Genomic DNA, 11724 nt, shown 5'->3' with positions numbered 1-11724 from the left:
CGATCGCGTACGGCCCGGCCGACCAGCCTCGCCTCTTCACGGCCCCGCTCTTCCCCTCGGCCTGCTCCCCCCGGCCCGCCCGTCCCTTGAGCGCGCCGCCCACGCACCGGGCCGCCCCCACGCGCCGCGCACCTCCGCTATCGTCCGCGCCCGTGAAGAACTCCCATTGCTCCGCCTGCGGCACGCCCTACGCCTCCACCGACGCCTGGCCCCGCGTCTGCGCTGCCTGCGGTGACCTCGCGTACCGCAACCCACTGCCCGTCGCGGTCACCCTGCTCCCCGTAACGGACCCCGACGGCACGTCACTCGTCGTCATCACCCGCACCATCGAGCCCCAGCGCGGCGGCATCGCACTCCCGGGCGGGTTCATCGACCACGCCGAGGACTGGCGCCACGCCGTCGTCCGCGAGCTGAGGGAGGAGACCGGGATCGACGCGGCCGAGAGCGAGGTCCGCCTCGCCGACGCGATGAGCTCCCCGGCGGGCCATCTGCTGCTCTTCGGCCTGCTGCCCGCGCGCCCGGTCGCCGAACTCCCGCTGTCCGCCGCCACGGACGAGACCGAGGGCTGGCATCTGCTGCGCGCGCCGGCGGAGCTGGCCTTCCCGCTGCACACGACGGCGGTACGGAACTGGTTCGCGGGCAGCTACTCCCCACCCGAGCCCGAGCCCGAGCGCCTGCCTTAGCCCCGGCCCTCGTACCTCCAACTCGGGCAGCTACTCCCCACCCGAGCCCGAGCGCCTGCCTTAGCCCCGGCTCTCGTATCTCCAACAGCCCCGACCCCTGTACCCCCACCCTTAGTCCCTGGCCACCCCCCGCACCCGTACCCGGTCCGTCACCTCCACCGCTCCCTCGTCCGTGATCCTTTCCACCACCACCCGGTCGTCCACCAGCCGCGTCGTGTACCGCTCGATCTCCGCCGGCTCCCACCCGTCACCCGTGTCCCGTACGACGAGTCCGCCCCCGGTGCGCCCCGCCGCCGGAGCCCATACCTCCAGCTCCACGTCACCGTCCTCGCCGCGCACCGCGAGTACCGCGCCCGCCCTCGCCAGTACCGGGATACGCGAGAGCGGCGCGTCGACGAGCACCTGTCCGGGCCCCTCGTACGCCGCGCCGGTCACGGTGTCGTACCACCGGCCCCGCGGCAGCCGGACCGCCCGCCGGTCCGTGCCGCGCTCGAGAACGGGCGCGACCAGCAGGGCGTCTCCCAGGAGGAAGGCGTCCTCGCAGTCGCGCAGCGCGCGGTCCTCCGGCGCGCCCCACCACAGCGGCCGCGCATAGGGGGCGCCGGTCAGCCGGGCGAGCTGCGCCAGGGTGACGAAGTATGGTCGCAGCCGTTCCCGCTCCGCGAGCGCCGCGCGCGCGTGCTCCAGCACGGCCGGACCGAACTCCCACGGCTCCCGCCGCCCCGCGTCGATCGCCGCGTGCGTGCGGAACAGCGGCAGCCACGCCCCGAGCTGGAACCATCGCAGGAACAGCTCCGGTGTCGGGCTCCCGTCGAATCCGCCGACGTCAGGGCCGGAGTACGGCACGCCGCACAGCCCCATGCCGAGGACCAGCGACAGCGAGGCCCGCAGTCCCGGCCAGCCGGTCGTCACGTCTCCGGACCAGGTGCCGCCGTAGCGCTGCATCCCCGCCCACCCCGACCGCGAGAACAGGAAGGGCCGCTCGTCGGGCCGCAGCCGCCGCAGCCCGTCGTACCCGGCCCTCGCCATCGCGAGGGCGTAGACGTTGTGGGCCTCGCGGTGATCGCCCCCGTGTCCCTCCAACACGTGCCGTGCCGAACGCGGCAGCGTCCGGTCGCCGAACGGCGCGAACGACACGGGCTCGTTCATGTCGTGCCAGATCCCCGAGAAGCCCTGCGCGAGCCGCTCCGCGTACAGGCCGCCCCACCACTCCCGTACGGCCGGATCGGTGAAATCGGGATAGGCGCACTCCCCGGGCCAGACGACGCCCCGCACCTCGTTCCCCCGGGCGTCCCTGACGAACGCGCCCGCTGCCCTGCCGCTGTCGTAGACCATGTTTCCGGGCTCGGCCTTGACCGCGGGGTCGACGATCGACACCAACCGCACCCCCTGGGCACGCAGCTCCTCGGCGAGCGCGGGCAGGCCGGGAAACCGCTCCCGGTCGACGGTGAAGACCTGATGCCCGTCGTAGTGGTCGATATCGAGGTGCAGCACCGACAGCGGCAGGCCCCGGTCCTGGTATCCGGCCACCACCCGGCGTACCTCCCGCGCGCTGCCGAAACCCCATCGGGCGTGCTGCGGGCCCAGTGCCCACGACGGCGGCAGCGCCGGCGCGCCCGTGAGCGTCGCCCAGCCGTGCAGCACGCGCGCGGGGGTGCCCACGACCACCCAGCAGCGCAGGGGCCCGCCGCCCATCCGTACTTCGCTGGTGGCAGGCCGGTCGTGCCCGGACCCGGCTCCCTCCTCGCCCTCGCGCAGCGTGACCTGTCCGTCCCAGGAGTTGTCGTGGAACGCCAGATGCGTCCCGGCGTCCGCCACCACCAGCTGCACCGGCATCGTGATGTACAGCGGATCCGCGCCGGGGAAGACCCCGCCCCGGGGGTCGGTGTTCCACAGCCGGTACGTGCCGTCCCGCAGCCGCGGCCCGGACGCCCGCCCGCCGAGTCCGAAGAAGCGGGCGTCCGCCGGAAGCTCGGACCGCTGCACCCAGCGGGCGGGGCCGCCCGCCACCGGCTCCCACCACCGGGGCGGCAGGTCCCGCCGCAGCACCACACCTCCGGGCGTACGGATCTCCACGGCACCGTGCCGGGACACGGCGACGGTGACCCGCTCCGAGACCACCCGCCAGCCGCCGTCCTTGTCGGGCTCCAGCTCGGCGCGCGGATCCGGCTCGGGCGGCTCGCCCGCGAGCGCGTACGAGGGCAGCGGCTCCGCTTCGTCCCAGCCCCAGAAGACCGCCCCGCCGGTGGTCACGGACACGCGGAGCACGGACCGGGCGAACCGGACGGTCCCCCCGCCCGCCATGGGCTTCGCGCCCTCGACCTGCCCGGGCACGCGCGCCCTCTCCGGACCACGCGGCGGCAGCCCCAGGGCATCCGTCCGCCGCTGCCGCCACGCCGACCGCATGGCCCGCAGCCCCGCCACCGACCCGATTTCCCGCACCGAACGCACCAGCTCACGACCGTCCATGGCGCTCACCCTGCCATTTGGACCAGGTCGTACGGGGTGCGTTCAACTGCCGTTCACCCGTGGTGAGACCACATATTCAGCTGTCCGACCATGGGTGGGAAGCCCTGGTGCGAAAGACGATCACATGGCATCGTCCTGTCAGCCGCGTCACGCGCACACCCCAGCACGTGCGCGGGACACACGCCGACACCGCGTACAGCCCGGGAGCCGCCCCATGACGTCAGAGACCACCGAACCGCTCTGGCAGCCCGACCAGGACCGCGTCGACGCCGCGGCCGTGACCCGCTTCCAGGCGTGGGCCGCCGAACGGTACGGCGCACCGGCCGACGGCGGGTACCCGGCCCTGCACCGCTGGTCCGTCGACGAGCTCGAAACGTTCTGGCAGGCCGTCGCCGAGTGGTTCGACATCCGCTTCTCGACGCCGTACGCGCGCGTCCTCGGCGACCGCTCGATGCCCGGAGCCCAGTGGTTCCCCGGTGCGACGCTCAACTACGCCGAGCACGCCCTGCGGGCCGCCTCCGAGCGCCCCGACGAGCCGGCGCTGCTCCACGTGGACGAGACGCAGCGACCGACGCCCATCAGCTGGGCCGAGCTGCGCCGCCAGGTCGGCGCCCTCGCCGCCGAGCTGCGCGCCCTCGGCGTACGCCCCGGAGACAGGGTCAGCGGCTACCTGCCGAACATTCCGCAGGCCGTCACCGCCTTCCTCGCCACCGCCTCCGTCGGCGCCGTCTGGACCTCCTGCGCCCCCGACTTCGGCGCCCGCAGCGTCCTCGACCGCTTCCAGCAGGTCGAGCCGGTCGTCCTGTTCACCGTCGACGGCTACCGCTACGGCGGCAAGGAGCACGACCGCCGCGACACCGTCGCAGAGCTCCGCGCCGAGCTGCCCACCCTCCGCGCGGTCGTCCACATCCCGCTCCTCGGTACGGAAGCGCCCGAAGGCGCTCTCTCCTGGCCCGACCTGATCGCGGCCGACACCGAGCCGGTCTTCGAACAGGTCCCCTTCGACCACCCCCTGTGGGTCCTGTACTCGTCGGGCACCACCGGTCTGCCCAAGGCCATCGTTCAGTCCCAGGGCGGCATCCTCCTGGAGCACTTCAAACAGCTCGGACTGCACTGCGATCTCGGACCGGAGGACCGCTTCTTCTGGTTCACCTCCACCGGCTGGATGATGTGGAACTTCCTCGTCTCCGGCCTGCTCACCGGCACCACGGTCGTCCTGTACGACGGCAGCCCCGGCTACCCCGACACGGGCGCCCAGTGGCGGATCGCCGAGCGGACGGGCGCCACCCTCTACGGCACCTCCGCCGCGTACGTCATGGCCTGCCGCAAGGCGGAGGTCCACCCCGCCCGTGACTTCGACCTCTCCCGGATCACGTGCGTCGCGACCACCGGCTCCCCGCTCCCCCCTGACGGCTTCCGCTGGCTCCACGACGAGTTCGCGGACGCGGGCGCCGATCTCTGGATCGCCTCCGTCAGCGGCGGCACGGACGTGTGCTCCTGTTTCGCCGGGGCGGTGCCCACCCTCCCCGTCCACATCGGCGAGCTCCAGGCGGCCTGTCTCGGCACCGACCTCCAGGCCTGGGACCCCCAGGGCAAGCCGGTCGTCGGCGAGGTGGGGGAGCTGGTGGTCACCAACCCCATGCCGTCCATGCCGATCCGCTTCTGGAACGACCCCGACGGCAGCCGCTACCGCGAGAGCTACTTCGAGATGTACCCGGGTGTCTGGCGGCACGGCGACTGGATCACGATCACCGACCACGGCTCGGTGATCATCCATGGTCGCTCCGACTCCACCCTGAACCGTCAGGGCGTCCGTATGGGCAGCGCCGATATCTATGAGGCCGTCGAACGACTCCCCGAGATCCGCGAGACCCTCGTCATCGGCCTCGAAGAGCCGGACGGCGGCTACTGGATGCCCCTCTTCGTGCATCTCGTCCCGGGCGCGACCCTCGACGACGCCCTGCGGGACAGGATCAAGCAGACCATCCGCACCGAACTCTCGCCCCGGCACGTTCCCGACGAGATCATCGAGGTCCCGGGGGTCCCGCACACTCTGACGGGCAAGCGCATCGAGGTCCCGGTCAAGCGCCTCCTGCAGGGCACGGCGCTCGCGAAGGCCGTCAACCCGGGGTCCGTGGACAACCTCGAACTGCTCCGCTTCTACGAGGAGCTGGCCAAGAAGCGCCGCTGAGCCCCGCCGCTCCGGCCCTGCCCGGCTAACCCCCGTAGGTGGCCTCGGACTCGCCCAGTACCGCGGCGAAGTCCGAGGCCAGCCGGGCGGCCTCGGCGGGCTTCAGCGTCGCCGTGGTGATCCGTACGGCAGGCGGCGCCGCGATCCGGAACCGTGCCCCGGCCGCCACCCACCAGCCGCGCGAGCGCAGCCCGTTGACGACCCCCGACTCGTCCCGCACCGGCACCCACACGTTCAGCCCGCTCGCCCCGTGGGCGGCGATCCCGCGCCGCGCCAGCTCTCCGATCAGGGCCTCACGCCGCTCCGTGTACGCCCCCTCCGCCGAGGCCACCAGCGCGCGCACGTGCTCGTCGGCCAGCAGGCCCGCCACGGTCTCCTGCAGGACATGACTGACCCAGCCGGAGGTCAGCAGCAGCCGCCCGTCGTGCCGCGCGAGCGTGGCGGCGTCGCAGGCCAGCCCGGCCCACCGCAGATCGATGCCGAGATGCTTGGACACCGTGCGGATCTGCGCCCAACGGGCCGGTCCCGCGGCGGCGAGGGAGTACGCCGGAGCGCCGGACACGTCGGCGTTGTGGTCGTCCTCGATCACCAGGACCTCCGGGAAATCACGCAGCACGCGCGCGAGTTCGTCCCGCCGGGCCTTCGAGAAGCAGGCGCCCATGGGGCTCTGTCCGCGCGGACTGCACACCAGGGCCCGCACCCCCGCGCGCAGCGCACCGCGCAATGCCTCGGGCAGGAGTCCCTCGTCGTCCACGGCCACCGGGACCATGCGCAGCCCGAGCGCCGGGACCAGGTCCAGCAGATGGTGGAATCCGGGGTCCTCGACCGCCACCGAGTCACCCGGCCGCAGCTCCGTGGACAGCAGCCGGCCGATGCAGTCCAGCGCTCCGTGCGCGAACGTCACGTGCTCCGCGGGTACCGCGTCCCGCGCGAACCACGCCCGCGTCAGCTCCTCCAGCCGGGCCAGCCGGGGCGACGCGCGGTGGGACCCGTACACCGGGCTCACGACCGCCGGCGGGCGCAGCTCCGGCATGAAGGCCGGATCGGGATGACCGCCCGCGAGATCGCGCAGCCCCGCGGGGACCTTCGGCGGCCGGCGCGAGGCGACCGACGGAGCCGCGGCCACCACCGTCCCTCCGCGCCCCCGCGTCACCACCACGCCGCGCTGCCGCAGTTCCTTGTACGCGGTCGCCACCGTGCCGGGACTCACGCCCAGCTCGTCGGCGAGCCGCCGTACGGGAGGCAGCGCCGCCCCCGGCCCGAGCCCTCCCTCCGCCACGCCCCGCTCGACGGACGCGGCAATTCCCCTGGCTGTCGTCCCACTGATCGCATATTGTGTTGCCACGTACACAAGTCTGTACTGATACATAACTGAAGTCAAGGGGGAGACAGTGAGCCTGCACCGCCAACGAGCAGCACTCGCGGCGCGCATACCGGGCGGCCGCGACGGACGCCGCATGCTCGTCGTCGCATTCATCGACAAGACGGGCACCGGCCTCTGGGCAGCTGCCATCGCCCTCTACTTCACCTATGTCACCGGACTCTCCGTGGCCCGGATCGGCCTGCTCATCGGCGTCTCCGGAGCCATCGGCATCGCCGGCGCACCCCTCGCCGGCCGCCTCGCCGACCGCTTCCCCGTCACCCACGTCCTCATCGGCGCCCAACTCCTGCGCGCCGCCGCCCTGCTCGCCCTGCTCACCACCGACACCTACGCCCTGCTGGTCCTCTACTCGGCCGTCGGCTCCCTTCCCGACCGCGCGGCAGGCGTCCTCACCAAGCTGTACGCCGCCCGCGCCGCCGGCAAGGACCGCGTCCGCTACCAGGCCATCAACCGCACCGTCGCCAACCTCGGCTGGGCCGTCGGCGGCCTCGCGGCAGCCGCGGCCCTCACCCTCCACACCAGCGCCGTCTACCAGCTCCTCCTCATCGGCAACGCCCTCTCCTACCTCGTGATGGCGGCCCTCACCCTGCGCTGCGGCGAGCCCCCAGCGCCCTCCCGCGTCGTCGCCGACTCGACCACCACCACCCCCGCCCGCACACCGTCCAATCCCTGGCGTGACCGCACCTTCCTGCTCTTCACCGCCACCGAAGCCGCCCTCTTCCTCGACGACACGATCCTCCAGGTCGCGATGCCCCTGTGGATCATCCACGCCACCGACGCCCCCGTCGGCCTGGCACCGCTCCTCCTCGTCCTCAACAGCGTCCTGGTCGTGGCCTTCCAAGTGCCCCTCGCCCGCTTCGGCCCCACGCCCGCGGCCGCCCGCACCCTCCTCATCCCCCTCGCCGGACTCTTCGCCGCCGGAACCCTCGCCCTCGCCGCCTCCACGTCCGGCGGCCGGTGGCTCGCCATCGCCACGCTCACCGCAGCGGCCGTCGTCCTCACCTTCGCCGAGATGATCCACGCCACCGCTTCCTGGGAACTCTCCGTCGCCCTCTCCGCCGACGACGCGCAAGGGGCGTACCTCGGCGTCCACGGCCTGGCCGGCGCGGTCCAGCGCAGCGCGGGCCCCCTGCTGCTCTCCGCCGTCATCGCCGCGGGCCCCCTCGCGTGGCCCGCCCTCGGCGTCGGGCTCGTCGCCACCTGCGCCCTCCAGCACCGGCTCGTCCGCGGCCGGCTCATCCGAAGGTCACTGTCAGTGCCGACAGTTACGGTGAGTGAGCACTGATCGACAGCGCTCAGGGGGGACACATGGCGCACACCAGCACGACCACGTCCATGCGACGCGCACTGCGCCGCGAAGTACCCAGCACCGTCGGCCTCCTCGCCGACGAAGAGGACTTCGCGGCCATGCGCCACTACCGCACCTTCACCTTCGACGACCACACGGCGTACCTCCGCCAGGTGGAAGGCCTGCTGCGCGCACTCGCCTCGCAGGGCGGCCACACCACCGTCGCCCTCTTCGATCCCGAGGAGTACGCGTCGTACTGCGAGGACACCGGACTCGACCCCGACACCGCGGCGAGCCGCAGCCGCTACATCGCCGAGATCGCCGCCACCGGCGCGCGCGTCCCCTACACCGGGCAACCGATGGACACACTGCTGCCCACCCTCATCACGACCGCCGTCCGCCAAGCCACCTGGGAATACGCCACCATGCTCCTGGCCGACCTGGGGGAGTGCGCCGACTGCGGCCAGGACGTCGGGAGAGCCGCCTTCGACCGGGCCTCCCACCTCCTGATGACCCTCCTCGAGGCAGCGGGACCGGGCACCCACCACCTCGTGTGCAGCGTCCCCTCGACCGACGAACCCCTCATGGCGGCCCTGCACGCCACCCGCGACCCCGGCACCCCCGCCCACCTCGACGCGACCGAAGGCGCCGAATTCGTCACCGTCCTCGCCGCCGGCATCGCACTCGACAGCCCGGGCGGAGTCGTCCTGCGCACCACCGCCCCCGGCACCCCGGACCGGCTCCACGGCTGGCGCCTGCGCCGGGGCACACTCCACTCCCTCACCGAGGGCGAGGTGTTCAGCGCCTACTGCACCGACGCGGACACCGGCGAACCCCTCTCCCCGGAACCGGGCGTCGAATACCGCGGAGGCTTCCCGCTCCCCGCCGACGACTGGCCGAGCCACCACTGAGCCCTCCGGACGAGAACAGGAAGGAACAGAAGAAGGGGCTCCCCGCCGCGACCGGCGGGAAGCCCCTTCAGAACCCAACAGCCCGGATCACTCCCCGGACAGCACCGCCTGCGCGGCCACACGGGCTTCCTCGGCGGAATCGGCGGCACGCGCGGCGGCAGCCGCACGCTCGCACTGGGCCAGCGTGTGCTTGGCCAGCGTCGCCCGCACATAAGGAATCGACGCCGCGCCCATGGACAGGCTGGTCACACCCAGACCTGTGAGCACACAGGCCAGCAGCGGGTCCGAGGCCGCCTCTCCACACACACCACAGCTCTTGCCCTCGGCCTTGGCGGACTCGGCCGACATCGCGACGAGGTCCAGCAGCGCCGGCTGCCACGGGTCCTGCAGTCGCGACACCGCACCGACCTGACGGTCGGCGGCGAAGGTGTACTGCGCGAGGTCATTGGTGCCCAGGGAAAGGAACTCGACCTCCTGCAGGATCGAACGCGCCCGCAGCGCGGCGGACGGAATCTCCACCATCGCGCCGAACTTCGCGTTCAGCCCCGCCGCGCGGCACGCGTCGGCGAACGCCTTCGCATCCGTACGGTCCGCCACCATGGGGGCCATGACCTCCAGGTACACCGGCAGACCCTCAACCGCCTTCGCCAGCGCGGTCAGCTGCGTCCGCAGCACCTCCGGGTGATCCAGCAGCGTCCGCAGACCCCGCACACCCAGCGCCGGATTCGGCTCGTCGGCCGGAGTCAGGAAGTCGAGCGGCTTGTCGGCGCCCGCGTCGAGCACCCGCACCACCACGCGCCCCTCGGGGAACGCCTCCAGCACCTTGCGGTACGCCTCGACCTGCTTCTCCTCGGACGGCGCCTGCTTGCTGTCGTCCAGGAACAGGAACTCCGTACGGAACAGACCCACACCCTCAGCCCCGGCGTCCACGGCGGCCGGCACGTCGCCCGGCCCGCCGACGTTCGCCAGCAGCGGCACCTTGTGCCCGTCCGAGGTCGCACCCGGACCACTGGACGCGGCCAGCGCGGCCTTACGCGCGGCAGCCGCCTCCTCGAGCTCCGCGCGCTTCCCGGCAGTGGGCTCGACGAAGATCTCGCCGGTGCTCCCGTCGACCGCGATGAGCGTGCCCTCGGCCAGCTCACCCGCCCCCGGCAGTGCCACCACCGCGGGCACCCCCAGCGCCCGCGCGAGAATCGCGCTGTGGCTGGTCGGCCCGCCCTCCTCAGTCACGAAACCAAGGACGAGCGCGGGGTCGAGCAGAGCCGTGTCGGCGGGGGCAAGGTCCCGCGCGATCAGTACGTACGGCTCGTCACTGTCCGGCACACCCGGCATCGGCACACCGAGCAGGCGGGCCACGATCCGGTTCCGCACGTCGTCCAGGTCGGCAACCCGCCCGGCCATGTACTCGCCGGCACCCGCCAGCAGCTCCCGGTAGTGGGAGAACGCGTCGTAAATACCGCGCTCCGCCGTGCTGCCGACCGCGATCCGGCGATCGACGTCGGCGATCAGCTCCGGGTCCTGAGCGATCATCGCCTGGGCCTCGAGCACTGCCTGCGCCTCGCCCCCCGCCAGATTGCCTCGCGCGATCAGATCGGCGGCGACAGCTTCGACGGCCTGGCGAGCGCGCCCCTGTTCGCGCTCCGCCTCCTCCGCCGGAATCTGCTTAGCCGGCGGCTCCAGGACCGCCGTGCCCATGTGCCGGACCTCGCCGATCGCCACACCGTGGCTCACACCGACGCCTCGCAGCGTTGTCTCCATCTCACCCGTCTCCGATTGAGCGGCGGCCCCAGCCGCCGCGTGGAATGTCCAGCTCGCGGTCGTCACGGGGACGACGCCGGCCTACTGCCAGCTGAAGAGCGAGTCCCCGGCCTTCACATCGCCCGCGTCGACGACATCGGAGAGCGAGTCCGTCGTGGCCTCGAGCGCGACGACGGGGCAGATCGCGGACTTGCCCGCGGCCTCGACCGCGGCGGGGTTCCAGCGCACGACGCCCTGTCCGCGCGTGACCGTGTCCCCCTTGCCGACGAGAAGCTCGAAGCCCTGGCCATTGAGCTGAACGGTGTCGATACCGAGGTGGGTGAGCACCCCGTGCCCGTCGCCGTCCACGACGACGAACGCGTGCGGGTGCAGAGAAACAATGACGCCGTCGACGGGCGAGACCGCCTCCGACGGCTCACGTACGGGATCGATGGCGGTACCGGGCCCGACCATGGCACCGGAGAAGACCGGGTCGGGTACAGCGGCAAGACCGATGGCGCGTCCAGCAAGTGGCGACGTCACGGTTGTCATGGGAAGCCTCCCAGGGGCGGAGATTGTGTCGCCGTCACTACCTGTCCCGGACGGCGTACTGATCAGAAGGGTAAGTCATAAGAAGTCCTAGTTCCGCACAGGAAGCACCAGTTGGCGGCCTAGGGACTACCGGAAGCGATTTGCCTCTACTGACGGTGGGATGTACTGTCGTAGTCCTGCCTGGCCCCAACGCGACGTTGAGTCGTAGGTCGGCAGCACCGATTGAGTCGAGATTCTAACTGGTCTAAACCACTCCTGGTCTACACCTCTGCGCGTCTGCAGGGTGGTGGTCAGGGAGACGGAAAAGTCCTGCTAGAGTCTGACCCGCCGGAAAGGGAATCGCGAAAGCGAGGAACTGGAAAGCAAATCGAACCCCGCTCCGACGGGGAATCGGACACGAAAGAGTCTGATAGAGTCGGAAACACGAAAGACCGAAGGGAAAGCCCGGAGGAAAGCCCCAGAAGATGTTCTGCGGGTGAGTACAAAGGAAGCGTCCGTTCCTTGAGAACTCA

General features: G+C 72.0%; 8 protein-coding genes. 4 read left to right on the top strand and 4 right to left on the bottom strand.

All coding sequences use genetic code 11. The annotated features are described in order from the left end of the window. Nucleotides 1-152 precede the first annotated feature (152 nt). Nucleotides 153-683, top strand: coding sequence for an NUDIX domain-containing protein (locus ACZ7J0_RS28705; RefSeq protein ID WP_470892147.1), 531 nt, complete (start codon nt 153-155; stop codon nt 681-683). A gap of 111 nt (nt 684-794) precedes the next feature. Here the strand turns inward: ACZ7J0_RS28705 and ACZ7J0_RS28700 are convergent, their stop codons facing one another. Then, complete coding sequence (locus ACZ7J0_RS28700; protein ID WP_470892145.1) at nt 795-3152, bottom strand: glycoside hydrolase family 31 protein; 2358 nt, start codon at nt 3150-3152, stop codon at nt 795-797. 214 nt (nt 3153-3366) lie between these two features. Here ACZ7J0_RS28700 and ACZ7J0_RS28695 point away from each other — a divergent pair, with 214 nt between their 5' ends. Continuing rightward, nucleotides 3367-5343 carry an acetoacetate--CoA ligase gene (locus ACZ7J0_RS28695; RefSeq protein ID WP_470892143.1) on the top strand — a complete coding sequence of 659 codons (1977 nt, stop codon included), beginning with the start codon at nt 3367-3369 and terminating at the stop codon, nt 5341-5343. Nucleotides 5344-5368: 25 nt separating this feature from the next. Here ACZ7J0_RS28695 and ACZ7J0_RS28690 read toward each other — a convergent pair whose 3' ends face one another. After that, a complete protein-coding gene (locus ACZ7J0_RS28690) occupies nt 5369-6688 on the bottom strand; it encodes an aminotransferase class I/II-fold pyridoxal phosphate-dependent enzyme (protein WP_470892141.1) in 1320 nt (439 codons plus the stop codon). A 112-nt stretch (nt 6689-6800) separates the two neighbouring features. Here ACZ7J0_RS28690 and ACZ7J0_RS28685 point away from each other — a divergent pair, with 112 nt between their 5' ends. Further along, on the top strand, nt 6801-8009 hold the full coding sequence (locus tag ACZ7J0_RS28685) for an MFS transporter (protein WP_470892139.1): 1209 nt from the start codon (nt 6801-6803) through the stop codon (nt 8007-8009). A 23-nt stretch (nt 8010-8032) separates the two neighbouring features. Beyond that, nucleotides 8033-8923, top strand: a complete 891-nt coding sequence (locus ACZ7J0_RS28680; RefSeq protein ID WP_470892137.1) for a hypothetical protein — start codon at nt 8033-8035, stop codon at nt 8921-8923. Between the two features lie 87 nt (nt 8924-9010). Here ACZ7J0_RS28680 and ptsP read toward each other — a convergent pair whose 3' ends face one another. Together ptsP and ACZ7J0_RS28670 are read right to left on the bottom strand one after the other, a co-directional pair. Beyond that, on the bottom strand, nt 9011-10681 hold the full coding sequence (ptsP, locus tag ACZ7J0_RS28675; RefSeq protein WP_470892135.1) for a phosphoenolpyruvate--protein phosphotransferase: 1671 nt from the start codon (nt 10679-10681) through the stop codon (nt 9011-9013). Between the two features lie 81 nt (nt 10682-10762). Next, a complete protein-coding gene (locus tag ACZ7J0_RS28670; RefSeq protein ID WP_470892133.1) occupies nt 10763-11212 on the bottom strand; it encodes a PTS sugar transporter subunit IIA in 450 nt (149 codons plus the stop codon). Nucleotides 11213-11724 lie beyond the last annotated feature (512 nt).

This window comes from Streptomyces sp. NPDC038280 (assembly GCF_055600045.1).
Note: the sequence above shows the minus strand (reverse complement) of the source record. Positions and strands in the feature narration are given on the sequence as shown.

Bases quoted from the DNA above. Each gene is read 5' to 3' on its own strand.
- ACZ7J0_RS28700 (WP_470892145.1), bottom strand. From the start codon at position 3,152: ATGGACGGTCGTGAGCTGGTGCGTTCGGTGCGGGAAATCGGGTCGGTG.
- ACZ7J0_RS28695 (WP_470892143.1), top strand. From the start codon at position 3,367: ATGACGTCAGAGACCACCGAACCGCTCTGGCAGCCCGACCAGGACCGC.
- ACZ7J0_RS28685 (WP_470892139.1), top strand. From the start codon at position 6,801: ATGCTCGTCGTCGCATTCATCGACAAGACGGGCACCGGCCTCTGGGCA.
- ACZ7J0_RS28680 (WP_470892137.1), top strand. From the start codon at position 8,033: ATGGCGCACACCAGCACGACCACGTCCATGCGACGCGCACTGCGCCGC.
- ptsP (WP_470892135.1), bottom strand. From the start codon at position 10,681: ATGGAGACAACGCTGCGAGGCGTCGGTGTGAGCCACGGTGTGGCGATC.
- ACZ7J0_RS28670 (WP_470892133.1), bottom strand. From the start codon at position 11,212: ATGACAACCGTGACGTCGCCACTTGCTGGACGCGCCATCGGTCTTGCC.